This window comes from Actinomycetota bacterium (genome assembly GCA_030776725.1).
Taxonomy (GTDB): domain Bacteria; phylum Actinomycetota; class Nitriliruptoria; order Nitriliruptorales; family JAHWKO01; genus JAHWKW01.
This window is the reverse complement of record JALYHG010000225.1, coordinates 1-21,444: the sequence shown is the minus strand read 5'-3', so window position 1 is coordinate 21,444 and position 21,444 is coordinate 1. Positions and strand designations below refer to the sequence as shown.

At 71.3% G+C, this 21,444-nt stretch carries 23 protein-coding genes; 9 read left to right on the top strand and 14 right to left on the bottom strand.

Going from position 1 to position 21,444, the window contains the following annotated elements; translation table 11 throughout:
• Window positions 1–1,130: hypothetical protein (locus M3N57_10915; protein ID MDP9023178.1), on the bottom strand; the 1,130-nt coding region annotated here is incomplete at its 3' end.
• A gap of 293 nt (window positions 1,131–1,423) precedes the next feature.
• Between M3N57_10915 and M3N57_10910 the strand changes: the two genes are divergently transcribed.
• On the top strand, window positions 1,424–3,610 hold the full coding sequence (locus M3N57_10910) for a hypothetical protein (GenBank protein ID MDP9023177.1): 2,187 nt from the start codon (window positions 1,424–1,426) through the stop codon (window positions 3,608–3,610).
• A 74-nt stretch (window positions 3,611–3,684) separates the two neighbouring features.
• Here the strand turns inward: M3N57_10910 and M3N57_10905 are convergent, their stop codons facing one another.
• The 4 genes from M3N57_10905 to sppA form a co-directional block, all read right to left on the bottom strand.
• The gene (locus M3N57_10905; protein ID MDP9023176.1) at window positions 3,685–4,083 is read right to left on the bottom strand and encodes a PIN domain-containing protein; all 399 of its coding nucleotides are present in this window, start codon (window positions 4,081–4,083) and stop codon (window positions 3,685–3,687) included.
• The gene (locus tag M3N57_10900) at window positions 4,080–4,319 is read right to left on the bottom strand and encodes a ribbon-helix-helix domain-containing protein (GenBank protein MDP9023175.1); all 240 of its coding nucleotides are present in this window, start codon (window positions 4,317–4,319) and stop codon (window positions 4,080–4,082) included. The genes M3N57_10905 and M3N57_10900 overlap by 4 nt, the downstream gene beginning before the upstream one ends.
• 175 nt (window positions 4,320–4,494) lie before the next feature.
• Window positions 4,495–5,223, bottom strand: coding sequence for a YIP1 family protein (locus tag M3N57_10895; GenBank protein MDP9023174.1), 729 nt, complete (start codon window positions 5,221–5,223; stop codon window positions 4,495–4,497).
• A gap of 8 nt (window positions 5,224–5,231) precedes the next feature.
• Window positions 5,232–6,158: a signal peptide peptidase SppA gene (gene sppA, locus M3N57_10890; GenBank protein MDP9023173.1), complete on the bottom strand. Its 927-nt coding sequence runs from the start codon at window positions 6,156–6,158 to the stop codon at window positions 5,232–5,234.
• Window positions 6,159–6,261: 103 nt separating this feature from the next.
• Here sppA and M3N57_10885 point away from each other — a divergent pair, with 103 nt between their 5' ends.
• On the top strand, window positions 6,262–7,458 hold the full coding sequence (locus tag M3N57_10885; protein ID MDP9023172.1) for an ATP-binding protein: 1,197 nt from the start codon (window positions 6,262–6,264) through the stop codon (window positions 7,456–7,458).
• A 7-nt stretch (window positions 7,459–7,465) separates the two neighbouring features.
• On the opposite strand, the gene M3N57_10880 is transcribed toward M3N57_10885, so the two are convergent.
• Both M3N57_10880 and M3N57_10875 read right to left on the bottom strand, forming a co-directional pair.
• On the bottom strand, window positions 7,466–8,446 hold the full coding sequence (locus M3N57_10880) for a peptidase (GenBank protein MDP9023171.1): 981 nt from the start codon (window positions 8,444–8,446) through the stop codon (window positions 7,466–7,468).
• The gene (locus M3N57_10875) at window positions 8,443–8,901 is read right to left on the bottom strand and encodes a hypothetical protein (protein MDP9023170.1); all 459 of its coding nucleotides are present in this window, start codon (window positions 8,899–8,901) and stop codon (window positions 8,443–8,445) included. Before M3N57_10875 ends, M3N57_10880 begins: the two co-directional genes overlap by 4 nt.
• Window positions 8,902–9,026: 125 nt before the next feature.
• Between M3N57_10875 and M3N57_10870 the strand changes: the two genes are divergently transcribed.
• The 6 genes from M3N57_10870 to M3N57_10845 all read left to right on the top strand — a co-directional run bounded on the left by M3N57_10870 (window position 9,027) and on the right by M3N57_10845 (window position 15,421).
• Window positions 9,027–10,529, top strand: coding sequence for a cystathionine beta-synthase (locus M3N57_10870; protein ID MDP9023169.1), 1,503 nt, complete (start codon window positions 9,027–9,029; stop codon window positions 10,527–10,529).
• 75 nt (window positions 10,530–10,604) lie between these two features.
• Window positions 10,605–11,075 carry a hemerythrin domain-containing protein gene (locus tag M3N57_10865; protein ID MDP9023168.1) on the top strand — a complete coding sequence of 157 codons (471 nt, stop codon included), beginning with the start codon at window positions 10,605–10,607 and terminating at the stop codon, window positions 11,073–11,075.
• Between the two features lie 6 nt (window positions 11,076–11,081).
• The gene (locus tag M3N57_10860) at window positions 11,082–12,206 is read left to right on the top strand and encodes a cystathionine gamma-synthase (protein ID MDP9023167.1); all 1,125 of its coding nucleotides are present in this window, start codon (window positions 11,082–11,084) and stop codon (window positions 12,204–12,206) included.
• Between the two features lie 109 nt (window positions 12,207–12,315).
• On the top strand, window positions 12,316–14,667 hold the full coding sequence (locus tag M3N57_10855; protein MDP9023166.1) for a PBP1A family penicillin-binding protein: 2,352 nt from the start codon (window positions 12,316–12,318) through the stop codon (window positions 14,665–14,667).
• 172 nt (window positions 14,668–14,839) lie between these two features.
• Window positions 14,840–15,094 (top strand): WhiB family transcriptional regulator, encoded by a 255-nt coding sequence (locus M3N57_10850; protein ID MDP9023165.1) that lies wholly within the window; start codon window positions 14,840–14,842, stop codon window positions 15,092–15,094.
• A 51-nt stretch (window positions 15,095–15,145) separates the two neighbouring features.
• On the top strand, window positions 15,146–15,421 hold the full coding sequence (locus M3N57_10845; GenBank protein MDP9023164.1) for a hypothetical protein: 276 nt from the start codon (window positions 15,146–15,148) through the stop codon (window positions 15,419–15,421).
• On the opposite strand, the gene M3N57_10840 is transcribed toward M3N57_10845, so the two are convergent.
• The 3 genes from M3N57_10840 to M3N57_10830 form a co-directional block, all read right to left on the bottom strand.
• Window positions 15,418–16,881: a PAS domain-containing sensor histidine kinase gene (locus M3N57_10840; GenBank protein ID MDP9023163.1), complete on the bottom strand. Its 1,464-nt coding sequence runs from the start codon at window positions 16,879–16,881 to the stop codon at window positions 15,418–15,420. The two genes, M3N57_10845 and M3N57_10840, sit on opposite strands and share 4 nt — an antisense overlap.
• Complete coding sequence (locus M3N57_10835; GenBank protein MDP9023162.1) at window positions 16,882–17,115, bottom strand: hypothetical protein; 234 nt, start codon at window positions 17,113–17,115, stop codon at window positions 16,882–16,884.
• 134 nt (window positions 17,116–17,249) lie between these two features.
• Window positions 17,250–17,696 (bottom strand): hypothetical protein, encoded by a 447-nt coding sequence (locus M3N57_10830; GenBank protein ID MDP9023161.1) that lies wholly within the window; start codon window positions 17,694–17,696, stop codon window positions 17,250–17,252.
• A 63-nt stretch (window positions 17,697–17,759) separates the two neighbouring features.
• Here M3N57_10830 and M3N57_10825 point away from each other — a divergent pair, with 63 nt between their 5' ends.
• Window positions 17,760–18,368 carry a DUF5317 domain-containing protein gene (locus M3N57_10825; protein MDP9023160.1) on the top strand — a complete coding sequence of 203 codons (609 nt, stop codon included), beginning with the start codon at window positions 17,760–17,762 and terminating at the stop codon, window positions 18,366–18,368.
• Window positions 18,369–18,384: 16 nt separating this feature from the next.
• Here M3N57_10825 and M3N57_10820 read toward each other — a convergent pair whose 3' ends face one another.
• The 4 genes from M3N57_10820 to M3N57_10805 all read right to left on the bottom strand — a co-directional run bounded on the left by M3N57_10820 (window position 18,385) and on the right by M3N57_10805 (window position 20,956).
• Window positions 18,385–18,882 (bottom strand): transcriptional regulator, encoded by a 498-nt coding sequence (locus tag M3N57_10820; GenBank protein MDP9023159.1) that lies wholly within the window; start codon window positions 18,880–18,882, stop codon window positions 18,385–18,387.
• A gap of 90 nt (window positions 18,883–18,972) precedes the next feature.
• On the bottom strand, window positions 18,973–19,947 hold the full coding sequence (locus M3N57_10815; protein MDP9023158.1) for an SDR family NAD(P)-dependent oxidoreductase: 975 nt from the start codon (window positions 19,945–19,947) through the stop codon (window positions 18,973–18,975).
• Window positions 19,948–20,009: 62 nt separating this feature from the next.
• Window positions 20,010–20,300: a mycothiol system anti-sigma-R factor gene (gene rsrA / locus M3N57_10810; protein MDP9023157.1), complete on the bottom strand. Its 291-nt coding sequence runs from the start codon at window positions 20,298–20,300 to the stop codon at window positions 20,010–20,012.
• 32 nt (window positions 20,301–20,332) lie between these two features.
• Window positions 20,333–20,956 (bottom strand): sigma-70 family RNA polymerase sigma factor, encoded by a 624-nt coding sequence (locus M3N57_10805; protein ID MDP9023156.1) that lies wholly within the window; start codon window positions 20,954–20,956, stop codon window positions 20,333–20,335.
• Window positions 20,957–21,444 lie beyond the last annotated feature (488 nt).

Sequence of the window (21,444 nt, the reverse complement as noted above, 5' to 3'; positions counted from 1 at the left end):
ACCCCGACCTGCACCGAGCTGTCCACGGCCACCGAGCCGGCGCCCATCGGCAGGAACGCCACCGCCAGCGGCCACATCAGGGCCGAACCCACGCCCGGGACGGGCAGGAACCCGCCCGGGTGGAAGTGGCCCAGGTCCTCGGCGGCGATCTGCAAGACGTCGTCGGGCGCGGCGACCGCCCCGGCCGAGCCGTGCTGGGTGATCCCGGCGACCAGCCGCAGCGACCCGGCCGGCCCGTCACCGGCGCCCTCACCCAGGGAGCGGGCCAGCTCGAACACGTCGACGGTGACCCGGTCGATCAGCCGGTTGAAGACCTCGACCGTCACCCCGCCGACCGTCTCGGGGATCCGCTCCAGGTCGCGGCGCGCCTGCTCGGCGTCGCCTGCCACGTCCTCGCCGAGCGCCTCGGCCATCGCCGCCGCCATGGCCTCGGCCATCGCCCGGGTGTGCAACACCACGGCCAGCACCCGCGCGTTCGCGCCGTCGCTGTCGCCGGCCGCCACCGTGGCGCTGGTGAAGCGGCGAGCGAACTCGCCCGGGGAACCGCCGAAGGCCTCCTGCTGGGCGGCCTGCATCTTCGAGGTGTCCACGCCGCCGCTCAGCCCCATCCTGTCGGGGGGCTCGGGCGGCTCGGGCGGCTGACCGACGATGCCCACCCACCGGCCGTCGAGCAGGGCGGTCCACATCTCGGTCACAGCCTGCGGGGCCTGCTGCGTGTCGGCCAGCAACTCCTCGCGATCCAACGGCAGGCCCAACGCCTCGGCGATCCACCCGATGTCGGTGCGCAGGTAGGTGTGGGTCGCGTCGGTCCGGCGCATCTCGAACAGTGACTGGCCCGTCGCCGCGACCGTGAACTGGACGGCGTCACCGCCCGACGTGTGCCCGGTGATCTCCAGGCTGTCCAGCAGCGCCCCGATCGGCACCTCGCCGGACGCCAGCCCGGCGCGGGCAGCGTCGTCCAGATCGGCCTGCACGTGGAACGCGAACGACCCGGAGAAGCTCCGCTCGACGGCGTCGATCAGCGCGTCGGTGGGGTCGGCCGGGCCGGTCGCGCCCCCGCAGGCGGCCAGCAGCAGCACTCCGACGGCCACGAGCGACGAGCGGCGTCGGATCCGCCCGCGCGTGGTCACGTCGCCTCCGAGCCTGTGCCTGGCGCAGGGTAGACGGTGCGGGGCGGCGGCCGGGACGGTCCCGAGGATGAGGCCCGCGAAGCTGCCGAGGCCCTCCTCGCCCCGATCGACGAGCTGCCTCCCAAGCTGCGCGACGCATGATCGACGCCGTCGCGTAGGCGATCCTCGGCTCCCCTGACGCGAGCCTGCGTTGGCATCCTGGCGTCGACGGTGAGGGCTAGGGTTCGCCGAGCGAACGTCGCACTCCACGTCGGGACCGTCGTCGAGGCGTCCCGTTGGGTGAGGGGCAGGCCATGGGACGTGTGATCGGCATCCGGTTGGTGGCGGCGGTGGCGTCGCTGGTGCTGGCCGGCGTGGCGCCCGCCGCTGCGCATCCCGCGGCGCAGCGACAACAGGCGACCCCGTCCGCGACCGGCGGGAACTCGCACCTCGACAACCCACGTCAGGGCCTCGAGGAGGTCGGCTTCCACAACCTCGGCAACAAGGGGTTCAACACCGACATCTGGACGCACGTCACCCAAGACGGCACACCAGACGCCCGACTGTTCGCCTACACCGGGACGTGGGGGGCGCTGACCGGGAACGACCCGTGCCCGTCGCAGCGTGACGACCCGCAGGACCCGCAGAAGTCGGGGGTGTGGGTCGTGGAAGCCACCGACCCCGCGAACCCCATGGTCGTCGCGAAGCTCCCGACCGTCCCGGGATCGCAGAACAACGACGTCAAGGTCGTCGAGGACGTGGAGACGTCCTCGTCCAGCGGGGACATCGTGTTCAGCGGGGACATCCTGGCCCACACCCTGGAGCCCTGCGGGGCGGACCTCGGCGTCGCGCTGATCGACGCCGTCAACGACATCCCGCGCGCACAGACCGGCTTCCAGCTGTGGGACGTCAGCGACCCCACCGCACCGGAGCGCCTGGGGAGCTTCAACAACGGCGGGTCGGGCACCCACAACCTGTTCGCCTTCCACCGACCCGACCTCGGCAAGGCGTTCGTCGCGGCGGTGCACAACGACTCGGACCTGGTCACCGGCGAGGACCTGGTCGGCACGGTGCAGTTCGTCGACATCTCCGATCCCAACGCCCCCCAACTGGTGTCCCAGTGGGCCCTTGCCGACGCCCAGACCCAAGGTGGACCCACGTTCGACCAGCTGTGCGAGCCGCGGGGCGAGCACCTGGCGTCGTGCAACCTCCACGACGTGTGGGTGAGCGACGACGGCAAGATCGCCTACCTGTCGTTCTGGGACGCGGGCCTGATCCTGCTGGACGTCCAAGACCCGACCGAACCGGCGTTCATCGGCCAGATCCAGCCCGGTGGGACCGACAACGAGGGCAACACCCACGCGGCCGTCCCGCTGATGATCGGTGGGAGACACCTGGTGGTCGTCGGCGACGAGGACTTCGTCGGGCCGGGGCCCGCACCGTTCACCGTCATCGCCTCCGCCCCCGAGGGCGCGGCGGTGCGAAACGGTGAGCGGTTCCAAGGTGCGGAGTTCACCGGCACGCGACCCCTGACCGGAGAGGGCACCGGACCGTTCCCGGCGCTGGCCTCCGATGACGGGTTCGGGTGCTCCTACACCCAGGCGGCGACGACCGGGGCGACGCTGGACGGCTGGATCGCGGTCGCCCGCCGTGGCGGCACCCTGTGCCCGCTGTTCCAGGAGAAGGTCACGATCGCCGAGACCGCCGGGGCGGCCGGCCTGATCGTGGTCAACGACCAACCGGAGGGAACCACGTCCGGGCTGGCCACCGGCGCGATCCCCGCGATGATGATCGCGAGGGAACCCGGCGAGCGACTGCTGGACTCGATCGGCGCCCTGGGATCCGACGTCACGGTGATCATGCAGCTGCAGGAACCCGACGAGGTCAACCCCTGGGGCTTCATGCGCGTGGTCGACGCGACCAGCCCCAAGCCAGTTGATTGGAAAGAGGTCTCGACGTTCAAGGCACCCCACGTCGACACGGTGGCTGGTCAGGGACCCGAGAACGTCTTCAGCGCCCACAACCCGATCGTGGGGCCCGACGGGCGGGTGTACTTCGCCTGGTACACCGACGGCGTCCGGGTCCTCGAACCCCACGGCGCCGATGGGGAGTTCCGCGAGGTCGCCTGGTTCGTTCCCCTCGCCACAGACCACGACGACGACAACGACGCTGATCCGCACAGCGTGCAGGAGGCCAACTTCGGGTTCTGGGGGTCGAAGGCCGTCATCCACCCGAGGACCGGTGAGCTGCTGGTGTTCAACAGCGACCTCAACCGCGGCATCTACATCCTGCGGGCCACCGACCAGGGTGAAGGACCGGACACCACCAGCGACACCAAGACCGCGCAGCAGGCGCAGTCGGCCAGCGGGTCGACCACACCGGTCCTGCCCGCCACCGGCGGCGGGCAGGCCGCGACCGGTCTGCTCGCGCTCGGTGGCGCTTTGCTGGCTGCCGGGTGGCGACGCGCGGGGCGACGTTCGTCGCCCGACGACGAGGCCTAGAATCTGGCAGGTCACCGATGCCGCACGATCGCACCCGACGCGGCACGACCGCCTGACCGGTCGGGCGGCCCACCTCAGCTCTCCGGGACCATCTCGAAGCCCTCCCGGCGGAAGTCCTCATCGAAGGCGAAGGCGGTGGTGATCCCGCGCCGACGCATAACCGCGAAGCTCACCCGGTCCACCAGCGAGACCGACCGGGGGCCGTCCGCGACGCGGGCGAGCGCGGCCGCGTGGGTCTCGGCGTCGACCCAGCCGACGATCAGCGCCGGCAGGAGCTCGTCGACGAGGGACCGGACCGCGTCGGTCCCGATGCGGACCTGGAGCAGGCTGACCGTCTCGACGACGACGTAGTTGTGGGTGACCAGACGGCCCGGCTCGGCGTGACGCGCGAAAGCCCGTCTAGCGACGTCGTGTGCAGCGTCCGTGGCGACGAGGAGCGCGTACAGGGCGGAGGTGTCGACGAGGACGGTCACGCGTCGCCGAACGCGTCGGCGAGGTAGCGGTCGTGGTCCCGGGCGACGTCGGTCGCCTCGTCCTGGAAGCGGCCGACCGTCCCCAGCGCTCGGTCGCGGACGACGCCCCAGTCCTCGGCGAGCATCCGGTCGAGTGCTTCCCGGATCAACGCGGCCATCGAGGTGCCCTCTTGGTCGGCGCGCCGCGCCAACGCGGCATGCTGCTGCTCGGTGAGCGAGATCTGGGTGCGGCGCACGCCATCCTCCGGGCCGGGTCCGGACGGATGATACCGGAACGGCTTGGTGATGTAAGATTCCTCGCCAGGCGCCCGCCTGTTCGCGTCCACCGGACGTGTGGGGGCGCTGACCGGGAACGACCCTTGCCCGTCGCAGGATGACGACCCCCAGGACCCGCAGACGCGGGCGTGTGAGCTAGGGCCGGAACCCGCCGCCGGCGCCCGCCAAGGCGGAGAACACCACCACCATCAGCACGATGAACAGCACGATGAAGACGGCGGCCGGGATCAGCACCACCGCGATCGCTCGCCCGGTCGAGAACCGGTTGTTCTCACGGACCGCGATCACCGCCAGTGCGAGCGCCCAGATGCTGATGCCGAGGTTGACGATCGCGCCGAGCAGCGCCCCGGCCATCCCGAGCACCACGGGCAGCAGTTGGCCGAAGACACCGAAGGCCGAGGGGACGTAGGCGAACCCGAGCCCGCTGAACAGCCCACGGAAGGAGCCCTCGCCGCCGAGCAGCAGGCTGACGCCGTGGAGGATCGCCGTGAAGATCGTCAAGCCGATGATCCCGAACACGGGCCCGGCCACGACCCCCGCCGCCATCAACGGCCCGCGGAGCTCCGCCAGGTTCGGCTGCGCCCCCTGCATCTGCGCGGGGCCGGCCCCGAACCCGGCCACCGTCGACATCCACGACAGCAGTCCCACGACGGCCGCGACGATCACAGCCCATCCGACGTTGGGATGCGCGGTCAACCGGCGCAGGGTCGGCACCGGCTCCGTCAGAACCGATACCACCGTCTCGAGCAGTCCGGTCTCGGCGACGTCGGCCTGCTCGTCGACGCGCGAGCCGCCGGCCTGCTGATCAACACCGCTGGCCTGCTCGTCGACGTCCGACGTGTCGCGGCGATCGTCGTTGCTCATGTCGCTCATCAAGCGGCTCCGTACCGGGGCGCCATGACCGTATCGAGCAGGGAGCGCAGCGCGCCGATCTCGTCACCCTCGACACCTCGGCGTAGCAGCTTCTGCACCGCCCCGAACTGTGGGCCACCGAAGAGCTGCTCGAACAGCGACGGGCGGAGCTCGATCACGTGGGCGTCCTCGATGCCGGCCAGGTCCTCGGCCTCGTTGACCGCCTCGTCCAGGCCGCCGAGCACGTCGACCAGTCCGAGGTCGAGCGCCTGCTGACCGGTGTACGGCTGCCCGGTCGCCAGTTGCCGTACCTGCTGCTGTGACAGGCCCCGGCCGTCCGCGACCGCCGTGACGAACTGGTCGTACAGCTGGTCGGCCATGGTCTGCAGGATCGCGCGACGCTCGGGGGTCATCCGTCCCGGTAGGAGCATGTCCTTGTGCTGTCCGGCGGTCACGGCTTCGACCTCGACCCCGAGCTTGTCCAGCAGCCCCTGGACGTCGAGGATCGTCATGATCACCCCGATGCTCCCGGTCATGGTCGCGGGTTTGGCGACGATGCGGTCAGCGCCGGCTGCGGCGTAGTACCCGCCGGACGCGGCGACGTCTCCCATCGACACGACGACCGGCAAGGGGAACTCCGCGATCAGAGCGGCGACTTCCTGTGAGGCCGCCGCCGTCCCGCCCGGCGTGTCCAGCCGGAGGACGACCGCTTGCACGCCTGCATGGTGCTCGGCGGCCTCGAGGCGCTCACGGACGAGCATGGGCGTGATCGCGGCCCCGCCCAGGGGCGAACCGACGCTGTCCTGGATCGGACCGGCCAGGTGCACGACCGCCACCGCGTCGCCTGTCCGGCCGCGACCACCGCCGGTTGGGACGACCGCCACCGCGACCACCGCCGCGATCACCAGGACGATCAGGACGATCCCTGCGATGCGTTTGCGCGACATGACAGCCCCCGCTCGAACGCCTCGATCCTAGGCGGCCCGCCAGCGGAACCGCCCCATCGCCGCCTGCTGCTAAGGTTCGCACGCGTAGCAGGACGGAGTTTGCGTGGCCCTCAGCCGCGACGACAACCCGTACGTGCCGGGCTTCGGGGTCGTGCCGCCGGCCCTGGCGGGACGCGAACCGGAGTTCGCCGACCTCGAGGCGGCCCTGCGCCGGGTGCGCCGCGGCATCTACGAGCAGCCACGGCTGCTGTCGGGCGACCGTGGCATGGGGAAGACCGCCGTGCTGGCGGAGCTGGTCGTCGAGGCTCGTGCGAACGGTGTCTGGGCGGTTGATGTCGAAGCGACCCGGACGGGCGACGCGCTCGTCCCGCTCCTGCGCGACCTGCACCGCATCCTCGTCGACCACGACCGTGACCGCCGCATCGGCGAGTACGTCGACCGTGCACTGGCGGTGTTGGCCGCCTTCGGCGTCAAGCACGGCACCTTCGAGCTCGCCGTGGAGGTCGAACCGGCCGCACGGCGGGGCGGTTCGGGGGACCTCGCGACCGACCTGGGCGACGTCCTCGAGGCGGTGGGCGAGACGGCAGCTGAGGCGCACACGGCCGTGCTGCTCACCGTCGACGAGATCCACGCCATGCCGGCCGCGCAGATGGGTCCGCTGTTCGCTGCGCTGCAGCGCAGCGCCCGCCGCGAGCGCGAACCCGGCGCCCGCCTGCCCGTGCTGACGGTGGTGGCGGGCCTGCCGCACTCGTTGGGGGTGCTGCGGGCCGCATCGTCGACGTACGCCGAACGCATCCGCCAGCACGACCTGGACCTGTTGGGCGACGGTCCGGTCGTCGAGGCGCTGACGGTGCCCGCTGAGGAACGCGGCGTGCGGTTCACGTCGGAGGCGCTGGGCACGCTCGTGGATGCCATCGGGGGCTACCCGTACTTCGTGCAGCTGATGGGGTACGAGGCCTGGAACGCCGCCGCTGACCACGGGGCACGCAGCGTCATCCGCGACGACGCTGCGGCAGCCGGTGTGGCTGCGGGGCGGCGTGCGGCCGCGGGGATCTACTCGTCGCGGCTGGCGGAGGTGCCCGACGCCGAACGCCGCTACCTGGACGCGGTCGCCGACCTCGGACCAGCGGCCCGGCGGTCGACGCAGATCGCCGAGCGCCTGGGTGGGACCGCGGAGCAGTGGGGTTGGGCGCGCCGGCGCCTGATCGAGCGTGGCCTGCTCCGACCCGACGGCTACGGGCGGGTCGCCTTCGCCCTGCCCGGACTGGAGGGTTTCCTCCGCGACCGGCCGAGGCGCTGAACCGGCCTCACACACGCCGCGCCCACCACCGGTACCCGGCCAGCGCGATCAACGTCAGCACGATCAGGGCGACAGCGAGGGCGACCAGCACCCGCTTCTGGGGGTCCACCGGCGTCATCTCGGCCTCGACCGGCGGCTGCTGCGCCGCGGCCTGCGCCGGGAACGTGATCGTGGCCTCGGCGGCGCGGACCAGCTCACCGGAGCGCAGCTCCAGCCTCGCCCGCCACGGCCCGTCCGGCAGGGCGGTGTCCAGGACGACCGTCACCGGGGCCGACTGGCCGGGCGCGATCGTGGTCCCCGTCTGCGCCGGGAACGGGCCCGCGGTCAGACCCGCCGGCCCCTCGGTGAGCGTCAGCTCACCGACCAGATCCAAGGCCCGACCACCGAGGTTGGTGACCTGCGCCTGGACGGTCGGTCGCCCGTGGCTGCCCCTCGACGCGGTGAGTGACTCGACCGTGAAATCGGTCGCTGGCTCACCACCCGGCCCCACCGACAGGTACACGCGGACGCCCACGCGGTTCACCACCTGGATGTTCTCACCGCGGGGTGGGAGCTCCGCCCACACCACGGCGTAGCGCTCACCGCTCGAGGCATCCCGGGGAACGGCGATCCGGACGGTGGCCTGAGCGCGCTCGCCGGGGGCGAGGCGGACGGTGGAGGGCTCCACCTCGATCCACGACACCAGCTGGTTGCGCTCGTCGCTGGGGAGGAACGAGCCGTCACGGATCTCGGCAGCGCCCGGGTACAGCCTGACCGCGACCGGGTCCGTCAGCGTGCTGACCACCTCGACCCGACGTTGGATCACGGCACCGGGAGCCACGTGGTCGACGATCGAGCGGTGCGCACGGGGGTCGTTACGGCGCTCCACCGGGGCGTCCACCAAGCGGATCCCCAACGACCCCTCTGCCTGCTGTGCCGCCGCGGCGAGCGTGTTGGCAGCCGCCAGCACGGCGGCTGCCAGCAGCGCGGCGACGCAACGCGTGATCAACTTCCGGTGACCGAGTGCGTGATCACGCCGGTGTAGGTGTCGACCGGGACGCCGGAGATGTTCACCTTCAGGCTCGGCGTGAACGTCACGCTGTTGTTCCCGACCGCTCCTGTGGCGACCACCGCGTCCCGCGACTGGCTGAGCGTGACGGCGCCTGTCTCGGCCAGCTGCTGACCGGCCGCCACGACCGTGCCACTGGCCACGGTGGCCGCACCGGACCAGTACGAGACGTTCGACCCGGCGATGGTGTGCAGCGGTGTGGTGGTGCCGGCCTGGTTCGTGGCGCTCTTGAACTGCGTCGCCCCGACCGCGACGGTCCACCCGCCCAGCGTGGGGTTGCGGTTGTCGGTGACGGTCACCGTGGGCAGGGCGCCCGTGGCGAACCCGGTCGACGCCGCGTCGAAGCTGCCGCTCCCGAGCGTGTGCGTGGCCGGGTCGGCGACCGGGTCGCTCACGCTGAGCGTGCCGCTGGACGTGACCGCGAACGTCACGGTGGTGCTGTCGACGGCGCGAGACGCCCCGCTCGCTAGCCTCGATCGACACGGGGCGGCGACGGCGCCCACGGTCAGGAGCGCGCACGATGGGAGACACGTCCCTCGAACGGCCGGCGGACGTGGTCGATCCCACCGACCGGTCCCTGTACGTCGACACGGCCGGGGCCGGGTACGACCCGCTGTCGGGTCCACGCCGGCACCGGGACAGCTTGGGCCGGGAGGTCGCCCCCGACCTGGTCGCCCTCATCGGCGACACGCCGCTGGTCGCCCTCGACCGGCTCGCGCGTGACGTGGCCCCCACCGTCGTCGCCAAGCTGGAGTTCCTCAACCCCGGCGGGTCGGTGAAGGACCGCATCGGCATCGCGATGATCGAGGCGGCCGAGGCCGGCGGCCTGCTCAAGCCCGGAGGGACGATCGTGGAGCCGACCTCCGGCAACACCGGTGTCGGGCTGGCGATCGCCGCGGCGCACCGGGGGTACCGCTGCATCTTCGTGATGCCCGACAAGATGTCGCAGGAGAAGATCAGCCTGCTGCGGGCCTACGGCGCCGAAGTCGTGGTCTGCCCCACCGCGGTGGAGCCCGACGACCCGCGGTCGTACTACTCCGTGTCCGACCGCATCGCCCGTGAGACCCCGGGCGCGTTCAAGACCAACCAGTACTTCAACCAGGCCAACCCGGTGGCGCACGAGCTGTCGACCGGTCCAGAGCTGTGGCGCCAGACGAACGGCCTGATCGACGTGTTCGTCGCCGGGATCGGGACGGGCGGGACGATCACCGGCGTGGGTCGCTACCTCAAGCAGCGCAAACCCGACGTTCAGGTGGTCGGTGCCGACCCGGAAGGGTCGGTCTACACCGGCGAGGCGCACCCGTACCTGGTCGAGGGCATCGGCGAGGACTTCTGGCCCGAGACGTTCGACGCCGGCGTGGTCGACCGGTACGTGCGGGTGTCCGACCGCGATTCGTTCCGCATGGCGCGCCGCTGCACCCGCGAGGAGGGCGTCCTGGTCGGTGGGTCGGGGGGGACGGCGCTGGTCGCGGCGCTGGACGTCGCGCGCGAGCGAGAACCCGGCGACACGGTGGTGGTGCTCCTCCCCGACTCGGGTCGCAACTACCTCTCCAAGGTCTACGACGACCACTGGATGGCCGAGCACGGCTTCCTGGACCGCGAGGGCGGTCGGGTCTCGGTCGGCGAGGTGGTGCGGTCCAAGACCGATGACATCCCCACGCTGATCCACTGCCATCCCTACGAGACCGTGGCGCAGGCGATCGCACTGCTGAAGGAGTTCGGCGTGAGCCAGATACCGGTGTTCCGCGAAGGAGAGCACGAACCGACGGTCGCCGGCGTCATCGGCTCGATCCGCGAGAACGCTGTCCTCGACGCCGTCCTGCAGGACGCGCGCGCGATGCAGAAACCGGTGATCGAGGTCTTGCAACCTCCCCTCCCGGTGGTCGAGGTCGACGCCTCGCTCGATGACGTGTTCAGCGACCTCGCGGCCGGCAGCCCTGCCGTGGTGGTGATCGATGGCGAGCGACCGATCGGGGTGCTCACCCGCGCGGACCTGCTGTCGTTCCTGGCCACCCAGCGCTGAACGGACAACCGCGGCGGGCGGATCCGGGGCGTAGGGTCGCGGCGGCGGAGGTGGTAGCAGCGGAGGCGGTAGGGCATGGACGCACTCGACTTCATCCAACAGGACCACGATCGTTTCCGGGCGCTGCTCGACCGCTACGAGGAGATCGACCCCGACGACCACGCCACCAAGCAGGAGGTGATCGACGAGCTGATCGCCGCGGTGGTGCGCCACTCAGCCATGGAGGAGGAGGCCTTCTACCCCGTGGTGATGCGCGAAGTGCCACAGGCCGAGGACGACATCCGCGAGGAGATCGAGGAGCACCACGTCATCGAGGTCGTGATGGCCGAGCTGGACGACCTCGACGCGACGCACGAGCAGTTCGACGCCAAGGTCGAGGTCCTCGCCGAGAACCTCCTGCACCACCTGTACGAGGAGGAAGACGAGCTGTTCCCGCGGGTCCGCTCCGCGTTCGACGACGACGCCCTCGCACGGCTCCTCGACGCCTTGCGGACGGCCAAGCAACGGGCGCCTTCGCGGCCCGATCCCGACCGGGTCGGCGGCTGACAGCGGATGCAGTTCGAGACCTGCGCCATCCACGTCGGCCAGCAACCCGAGCCGACCACCGGGGCGGTGATCGTCCCGATCTTCCAGACGTCCACGTTCGCGCAAGAGGCCGTGGGGCAGCATCGCGGGTACGACTACGCCCGCACGGGCAACCCCACGCGGACGGCTCTCCAGGAGTGTCTGGCGAGCTTGGAAGGCACCGAACGCTGTGTCGCGTTCGCCTCGGGGATGGCGGCGACCGACGCGGTGCTGCGGCGCCTCGACCCCGGCGACCACCTGATCCTCCCCGACGACGTGTACGGCGGGACCTGGCGGCTGGTCGCACAGGTCCTGGCGCGGACCGGTGTCTCCTACACCGCCGTGGACGTCACCGACCTCGACGCGGTCGGCGCCGCGTTCACCGACCGCACGCGCCTGGTGTGGGCCGAGACCCCCTCCAACCCCCTGCTGAAGATCAGCGACGTCGCCGCGCTGGCCGACCTCGCCCATCGCCACGGCGCGGAACTCGTGGTCGACAACACCTTCGCCACGCCGTACCTGCAGCGGCCCGCGGAGCTCGGGGCGGACGTGGTGGTGCACTCGACGACGAAGTACATCGGGGGACACTCCGACGTGGTGGGCGGGGCGGTGTGTACCGATGCCGACACCGCCTCTGAGATCGCCTTCCTGCAGAACGCGGCCGGGGCGGTGCCCGGCCCCTTCGACTGCTTCCTCACCCTGCGTGGCGCGAAGACGCTGGCGCTGCGCATGCAACGCCACTGCGCCAACGCCCGGGTGATCGCAGACCTCCTCGCCGCTCACCCCAAGGTCCGGCGCACCTACTACCCCGGCCTCGCGAGCCACCCGGGTCACCACGTCGCCGCCCGCCAGATGCGCGACTTCGGTGGGATGATCTCCTTCCAGGTCCACGGCGGCGCGGACGAGGCCAGGCGGGTCGCCGGCTCGACCCGGCTGTTCTTCCTCGCGGAGTCCCTGGGAGGCGTCGAGAGTCTGATCGAACATCCCGGCGTGATGACCCACGCGTCCGTCGCCGGCTCGCCGCTGGAGGCCCCCGACGACCTGCTCCGCCTGTCCGTCGGGATCGAACACGTCGACGACCTGTGCGCCGACCTCGCCGAGGCGCTGGGCTGAGGCGGACCCTGTCGGGTCGGTCCCCGTCGGGCCCGACCGGTCGTTGACCGCAGGAGGCGGTCGGAACCTGGGTTACCGTTCGTAGCGACCCGTCGACGGAAGGCCGGATGTGCTCAGCTGGCGCCACGGTGTGCGCCGCTGGGCGGCGGTGGTCGCCGCCGCGATGATCGCCTCGGCCTGTGGCGAGGTCGTCACGCTCGAACCCCCCCGGATCGATGACGCGCTCCGCCGTCCGCCCGAGCAGTCGCACGTGTACGACGCCGCCGGCAACCACCTGGCGGTCCTGCGCACCGAGTTCCGCGAGCGCGTCACGCTCGACCGCATCCCCGACGTCCTCCGCGATGCGGTGGTCGTGGCCGAGGACAAGCGGTTCTGGGTCCACGCCGGCGTCGACGCGCGTGCGGTCGCCCGCGCCGCGCTGCACAACGTCGGCGAAGGTGAGGTCGAGCAGGGTGGGTCGACGATCACCCAGCAGCTGGTCAAGAACCTGTACCTGCCCGACGCGCCCCGCAACATCCGGACCAAGGCGCGCGAGGCGTTGCTGGCTCGCGACCTGGAACGGAAGTGGTCCAAGGATCGGATCCTCGAGGAGTACCTCAACACCGTGTACTTCGGCAACGGGGCGTTCGGGGTGCAGGCGGCCACCTCCACCTACTGGCGGAAGGACGTCTCGGAGGTGACCCTGCCGGAGGCAGCGCTGCTGGCCGCAGTGATCCGCGCACCCGAGACGTTGAACCCGTCCGAAGCGCCGGAGGCAGCCACGGCCCGCCGTGACCGGGTCCTCCGGGCCATGCGGGAGGAGGGCCTGATCGGCGCCGACGACATCGAGGCAGCCCTGTCCACGCCGGTGCAGGTGCAGCCGCGGCCAGCGTCGCCCGCCACCGTCCAGCCGTACTGGGTCGACTTCGTGGTCCGCACGTTGCGACGCGAACCCACCTTCGGGTCCAGCGAGGCGGAGCGGGCAGCGCTGTTGTACGGCGGGGGTTTGCGCATCCACACGACGTTGGATCCGGTGATGCAGGCCGAGGCGGAGGCATCGACCCGCCGCTTCTTCGCGGACGCGGGCGACCCGGAGGTCGCCCTGGTCGCGATCGAGCCGGATACCGGCGCGATCCGTGCCTCCGTCGGAGGCCGTGATTACCACACGAGCCAGTTCGACCTCGCGACGTTGGGCCGACGCCAGCCCGGCTCGACGTTCAAGGTGTTCGTGTTGGTCGCTGCGCTCACCGCCGGGTACCGGCCGACGACGATCGTCAACGGCGACCAGGGCGTCTTCCGGATCAACGAGGGTCCCACCGACCAGGACCGGTGGCCGGTCCGCAACTACGACCGGGTGGACTACGGGCCCATCACCCTCGACCAGGCCACCCGTTCGTCGGTGAACGCGGCGTACGCCCGCATCGCGCTGGACATCGGCATCGGCCGTGTCGTGGCGGCGGCGCGTGCGCTCGGCGTCACGTCGCCCCTGGGCACCAACCCGGCCATCGCCCTGGGTGGCACCGAGGTCGGCGTGTCGCCGCTGGAGATGGCCGCCTCGTACGCCACGCTCGCCAACCTCGGGATGCGCGTCCCGGCCTCCCCGATCGACCGCGTCGAGGACGCCAACGGCAACGTGATCTGGCGACCGGACCGCACGCCACGCCGCGTGATCGATCCCGGGGTCGCCTGGCTGGCCACGCAGATGCTGCGGGCGGTGGTCGAGGACGGCACCGGCGTGCGGGCCCGGCTCCCCGGCTGGGAGGTCGCCGGCAAGACCGGAACGACCAGCCGGTACACCGACGCGTGGTTCGTGGGGTACACCGCCGAGCTGGCTACCGCGGTGTGGATGGGGTACCCCAACGAGCCGAGCCGCCGGCCGTTGCGCCACATCGACGGCGAAGCCGTGGTCACCGGTGGAAGCTGGCCGGCCCGGATCTGGCGCGCGTTCATGGAGCAGGCACTAGCGGGGATGACCCCGACCGGGTTCGTCCTCCCCGACGAGTACCAGGTCGTGGTCGAGATCGACCCTGAGACGGGCCTGCGCGCAGCACCGTGGTGTCCGGGAGAGATCCGCAAGATGCCGCGGATCCTGGTGCCGACCGGCACCTGCCCGTCACCGCCTCCCCCGCCGCCACCGCCACCAGCTCCGACGGGATCCGAGCCGGGCGCTCCCCCCGACGGCGGAGAGACGACCGGCTCGGACAGCCCACAGGCGACGCAGAGCCCGTCGCAGGGTTCGACCGCTCCTGCCGTGGGCGAGTCGACCCCGCCTCCGGCCGGTGGCACGACCCAGCCTGCGGCCGGCGCCACGACCCAGTCCCCGGCCGGGGACACGACCCAGACGCCAACCGCAGGGTCGGCCGAGAGCCCGTCGGCCGGTTCCTCCAGCCCGGCCGGAGTCAGCGCGACGTCGGGGACGCAGACGCCGTCGCCCGGCTCGACGACCGGGTCACCGAGCCCGGCGCCGACCGGTTCAGCGTGACCAGCGATCCCACGCGGCCGTGCGCTTCCGGCGTCGCGGACGGACACGGCGGGGTGTCGCAAGCCCTTGTCCCTGGCGCGAGGTGTGACTAGAGTCCCGGGCCGAGCTTCGAGAAACCTTTCACAAGCGCGGGCCGTCCCGCCTAAGCCGCCCCTCTACGCGGAGGCCGACGATGGATTGGCGCACCCAAGCAGCCTGCATGGACCAGGATCCCGAGTTGTTCTTCCCGGTCGGGACGACGGGACCTGCGGTCGACCAGGCGGCGACAGCCAAACAGGTGTGCGCCCGGTGCGAGGTCCGCGAACCGTGTCTCGAGTTCGCCCTCAGCACCAACCAGGACGCGGGCGTCTGGGGTGGCTTGACCGAGGAGGAGCGGCGGACGGTGAAGCGACAGCGCCAGCGTCAGCGCCGCCGCATCGCCAGCTGACGTGCGACCGCCGCTGCGTTCATCCGCGCGACCGGCGTGACGGTGGCCGCCATGCGTCCACGGACACGTCTGACCGCCCCGCCCCGGCAGCAGCCACAACCGGTGGCGCACGGTCGCGGCGATGAGTTGTACGGCCCCACGTTCGCCGTTCCGCACGAGCCGACGATCCGCAGCCGCTGGCGGTGGCCGGTGCTGATCGTCGCGGTGATCGCGATAGCCGGCTTGGTCGCCTTTGCGGTCGTGCGCGCCTCGTCGGCCGGTCGAACCTCGGATCCCTCGTTGGAACGCAGCGACCCGGCCGCCTCCGCGGCGCCGGACAGGTTCTAGACGACAGCGGCCCCGGCACCGGGCAGGGGCAGCTCGGCGATGCAGGTCGTGCCCCCGTCAGGGCTCGTGCGGCCGACGTCCAGCCGCCCGCCCAGCTCTGTCACCAGCAGCGTGTTCGCGATCTGCAGGCCCAGGTTGGCATCGCTCTCCAACCGCCAGCCCTCGTCGACCCCGACCCCGTTGTCGCACACCGTGAGTCGCAGGCTGGCCTGCCTCCGGTGCAGCACCACCTCGACGTCTCCGCCGCCGCTGCCGTCCGGGAAGCCGTGCTCGAGGCTGTTCTGCACCAGCTCCGACAGGACCAGCGCCAGCGGTGTGGCCACCTCTGCGGGAAGTTCCCCCGCCGAGCCGATCAGGGACATCTTGACGCGACGGTCCGGGTCGGCCAGCCCCGACGCGAGCATGTCCATCAGCGGCTGGGCCACCTTGTCGAACGAGACCCGCTGGCGGCTCTCCTGCGACAGGGTCTCGTGGACCAGCGCGATCGACGAGATACGACGCACGGACTCGCCCAACGCTTCCCGGCCCTCTTCGCTGGCGAGTCGGCGCGACTGCAGCCGGAGCAAGGACGCCACCGTCTGGAGGTTGTTCTTCACGCGGTGGTGGATCTCGCGGATCGTCGCGTCCTTGTACAGCAGCAGACGCTCGTGGCGGCGCAGCTCGGTGACCTCCCGCATGATCATCAGCCCGCCGAGCACGTCGGTCCCACGCACGAGCGGGATCAGACGGCGCAGCACCACCGCCCCGCGGGCCTCCACCTCGCTCTCTAGGGGCTCGCCGTCGGCCAGCGCCTCGCTGACCGCCTCGTCGTCGAGGTCGAACTCAGCGAGGCGGCGCCCCACGATGTTGTCGACCACGCCTAGGCGGCGGTAGGCGCTGATCGCGTTGGGGCTGGCGTAGACGACCATGCCGGCCGGGTTCACACGCATGAGGCCGTCGCCGACTCTGGGTGCCAGCTCCCGCTCGTGGTCCTCGCTCGGGAACGGGAAGTGGCCCTCGGCCAGCATCTGTGCGAGCTCGCCGGCCGTCTGCAGGTAGGTCAGCTCCAGCTGCGACGGCGAGCGCACCATCGACAGGTTCGCTTCGCGCGTGACGACGGCGAGGACCTCACCGTCGAGGCACACGGGGATGGCCTCTTCGCGGACGGGGACGCCGGTGGACCAGTCGGGGTCGCCGTCGCGGACGATGCGCCTGTCCTTGAAGCAGCGCATGACGGTGGGGCGCTGCCCGGGCAGGAAGGCGCGACCCACGAGGTCCTCGTGGTACAAGGTCTGGGCGGTGTAGGGCCGCATCTGGGAAACGACGATCAGCTGCTCGTCGGGCGTCCGGCAGAACAGCAGCAGGTCCGCGAACGACAGATCGGCGAGGATCTGCCAGTCCGAGACGAGGGCCTGCAGGTGATCCAGCGCAGCGTCGGACAGCCCCGCGCGGACCTTGACCAGCTCAGGGAGTGACGACATCTAGCTGTTCAGCAGCTTCTGCAGGTGCTCGAGCGGGACGACTTCGCGGATCCGGTCGAAGGCGCGCTGTTCGATCTCCTTGGCCTCCTGCACGGTGAGGCCGAGGCCGCGGGCGGTGTCGGCGAGGTTGCGAGGGTGGCCGTCCACGAGCCCCATGCGCAGCTCGACGACGCGGCGCTCCACCTCGGGCAGGCGACGCATCACCTGCTCCAGTGGACGTGCGAGTTCGCGCACGCGGTCGTCACCGACGGGACGGCGTGGGTCGCGACGGCGTCTTCCGGATCCAGGGGACGACATGATCGTTCGAGCCTACAGGACGTCGCGGCCGCCCCGGCCGGGGTCACGATCGTGTCGCCCCGGGCAGACGTTCAGTCAGACGAGCGGGGCGCGCGCCACAGGCCGTAACCGCTCATGCCCACCAACCCGCCGGTGGCGGCCAACTGCCCGTACCACCACCCGGCCAGCTCGTGGTGCCCGGTCGCCGGGCATGCCAGGGTGGCGCCGAGCAGCAGCAGCGCCGCGCCGAAGGAGGCAGCGAACCCGATCCGTCGGCGGCTGCCGAGCCCAGCGGCAGTGGCGAACAGCCCGCCGAACAGGACGGTCGCGATCAACGCGTCGACCGCGCTGGGGATCGCGGCCGGATCGTCGGCTCCCGGCTCGAGCGCCACGGCCACGCTCAACAGCGCCGCCCAGGCCAGCGCCGCGGCGACGCACCACGCCTGGGGGATGCGATCGTGGAGGCGGTCGCGCAGACGCCGCGGTGGGATGACACGGCGGGCCTCACGGGTGTCGAGGGGACGTGCGGCGACGGTCATCGGTTCCTCCTCCACGCAGGTGTCCTGGAGTCGACTGTATCGTTCGCGCGCGGGCGGAGGGAGGTGCTCTGGGTGCCCTTCACCGTGGTGGTCCTCGTCGTCGCGATCGCGACCGCTGTCGCCCGGGGTGGGCGACTGCACCGCGTCGCGGAAGCCGACCTGCGCTGGAACTGGCTGCTGTTCCCCGGGTTGGGTCTGCAGGTCGCCGTCGAGGTGTTCGGTGCGTCGGGAACACACGGTTGGGCGTCAACCGCGACGGTGCTGACCAGTCAAGCGCTGGTCGTGGGATGGATCACCGCGAACCGCTACCGCCCAGGGATGCCTCTGATCTTCCTCGGGTTGGTCGCCAACGCGGTTGTGATCGCCGCGAACGGCGCGATGCCGGTCGATCCGGACGCGATGGCAGCGGCGGGACTCGGCGGGGGGCGTTCGCTCGCCGGGAAGCACCAGCTGCTGACCGACACGGCGCGGTTGCGGTGGCTCGCGGACATCGTCCCGGTGGCAGCGCTACGCACGGTGATCTCGGTCGGCGACATCGCGTTGGCGGCCGGGCTGATCCCGCTCGTCCACGACCTGATGACCTACCGTTCACCAGTCGAGCGACGTGGGGGGCCGCGGCCGTCGGCGGTGGGCGATGGCGGCGCCGCCGGCCCGGCGGTGAGGAACCGCTGACCGCCGGCTGTCCCGGTCAGCGGTCCAGGAGGATCCCCTCCTGGCGGAGCACGTCGACGAGCGTGTCGGGGGGCGTGCCCATGATCACCGCGAGCGCCCGTAGGTCGTCCGCGCGGACCGACAGGATCTGGCGGTTGAAGTCGCCTCGTTCCACCTGGATCGATTCGCAGTACCTGCGCACACCGGACCAGCGCTCTGAGGTGTCGAGCTTGGACAGGTCGATCACCATCGCCTGCGCGTGCTCGACGGGGCGGGGCGCATCCTCCTGCGGCAGCACCTCGGTGGGAGACACCCCGTAGAACTCGGCGAGCTCGCACAGTCGGGCGGCGCTGATGTTGCGATCGCCGCGCTCGTACGACCCGACCACGGCGGCCTTCCACTTGCCTCCCGAGCGCCGCTCGACGTCCTGGAGGGACAGCCCCTGCTGCATCCGGATCCGGCGAAGCCGGGTCCCGACCTCCTCGGCGTACGACGCCACGGCGCGCTCCTCACCGCCAGACCGCTTGGCCGTCACACAGCGTAACCGTCCGGATCGCACGCGGCGGGTCGCGCGGACAGCGGATGACTGCTGCGGGGGCCGGCCACCACCCGCCGCCAAGAGTGGTCAGGCCGGCGTCGCGTCCGCCACGCCGTGCAGGGTCGCCGCCAGCCCCTCCTCCAGCGTGGTCCACGGCTTCCATCCCAGGCCCTGGGCGGCCTTGCGGCAGTCCAGCGCGCTGTGTCGGAGCTCACCGGGGCGTTGCGGGGCGTGGACGGGATCGTGGGGGTAGTCGGTCGCGGCGGCCAGCGCACGGAACAGTTGGTTGACGCTGGTGCGCTCCCCGGTTCCGATGTTGAACCGCGCGTCGTCGCCCCGCTCCATCGCCAGGGCGAAGGCGTGGACGACATCGTCAACGTAGACGAAATCGCGGGTCTGCTCGCCGTCGCCGTAGATCACGGTCGGCTGACCGGCGAGGATCTGATCGGTGAAGATCGCCACGACCCCGGCTTCCCCGTAGGGGTCCTGGCGGGGGCCGTAGACGTTGGATAGCGCCAGCGACGTCCAGGCGAGCCCGTACAGCTCACGGTAGGTGCGCAGGTACTCCTCGGCGGAGCGCTTGCTGGCCCCGTACGGGGAGTGCGCGTACCCCGGGTGGTCCTCACCGATCGGCAGCTCCTCCTCCGGCGGTTCCCCGTAGATGCACCCGCCCGACGTGGCGAACACCACCTTCCGGGTGCCGTGGCGGCGGGCGGCCTCGAGCACCTCGATCGTGCCCAGGATGTTGACCCGTGCGTCGCGCTGGGGGTCGGCGACGCTGGCGCGGACGTTCATCTGGGCCGCCAGGTGCATGATCAGGTCGGGGCGGTGCTTGTCCACCACCGCCTCCAACGCGCCGGACGTGATGTCCAGCCGCTGGAACTCGAAGCGGCCCCCGCCGTGAGCACGCGCGGCCGCCAGGTTCGCCAGCCGACCGGTTGACAGGTCGTCCACGACGACCACATGGCGGCCCTCCGCCAGGAGTCGGTCGACCAGGTTCGACCCGATGAAGCCAGCCCCACCGGTCACCAGGATCGTGTCGTCGCGGGTAGGGGCGTCCACACACAGCCCTCTCGCCGTCCGGCCCGCAGCCACGCGGAGCCAGCGATGCTACCGGCCCCGCTTCAGGCTTCTGCGGCAGCCTCGCGCAGGACGGCGGTCTCGCGGCAGCGCACCCGGACCCTCTCCAACAGCCCAGCGGGGGCGGTCTCGGCGGCGCGGGTGCGGATCACCTCACGAAGATGACGCTCGAACTCAGCACGATCCCCGCACGGGAAGCACCGAGCCAGGTGCATCGAGATCTCGGCGATCTGCGCGTCGTCCAGTTCACCGTCGAGGTAGCTCTCGAGGCGCTCGAGCGCTTCGGGACAGTCGACCCTCATGCTGCCGTCACTGCCACGTCCTGCGTCGCTCACGGTCGGTCCCCCGGCGATGTCATCGTCCTCGGTCAGACACGTTCGGCGGCATCCCGTCCCAGGATCCCGCGCTCACGCGCGTACTCGGCCAACGCCTTCTCGAGCTGTTTCCTTCCCCGGTGCAGACGCGACATCACCGTGCCGACCGGCGTATCCATGATGTCGGCGATCTCCTTGTACGAGAAGCCCTCCACGTCGGCGAGGTACACCGCCATGCGGAACTGCTCGGGGAGGTCGGCGAGGGCCTGCTTCACCTCATCGGCGGTGATGACGTCGAGGACCTCGTGCTCCGCGGAAGCGCCCGCCCCGGCGAGCCAGTCGTACAGCGAGAACTCCCCGACATCCTCCTGGGGGTACTCGTCGGGACGCCGTTGCTGCTTGCGGTACTGGTTGATGTAGGTGTTGGTCAGGATGCGGTACAGCCAGGCGCGCAGGTTCGTTCCCTGTTCGTACTGGTGGAACTTGTCGTAGGCCTTCGCGAAGGTCTCCTGCACCAGATCCTCGGCGTCGGCGGGGTTGCGCGTGTAGCGCAGGGCTGCGCCGTACAGCCGATCGAGGTACGGAAGCGCCTGCTCCTCGAACAGCCGCTGTCGCGCTCGCTCGGTGAGCTCCTGGCGGACGGGGCCCTGGTCGCCCGCGCTCGTGCGGTCGCTCATCCATCCTCCACGCGCTCGACAGTGCGTTGGGACCGCGTGCGGCGTGCGTGCGGCCCGACGTACGACGGCCGTTGACGGCGCCTCCGCGTGCTTCGACGTGATCCGACGGCCCAAGATCCAGGATAGCCATAGGCCGCGGAGGGTCGTTCCACATCCCTCCCGTCCGTCGGCTTCCCATGAGCACCCATCCTGAGGTAGAAGTTCATACCACGGATTGCGTGGTGTGAGATGGTTTAACAAGGAACACCGTGCAGCGAACGACCGGACGACGAACGACCGGACGACGAACGACCGGACGACGAGCAACCGACAAGGAACAACCGAGGAGCTCGATGTGGCACACATCGCTTCCCGCGACGCTGATCGACCACGGCCACGCGGCGACCGACGCGCGGCCCGACGCGACGGCCGGTGCGGTCGTCGCGTGACGCGACCTCGCGACCTGTGCGTCGCGCGACCCGGCGGCCCCCTGCCCCCCACCGCCGGAC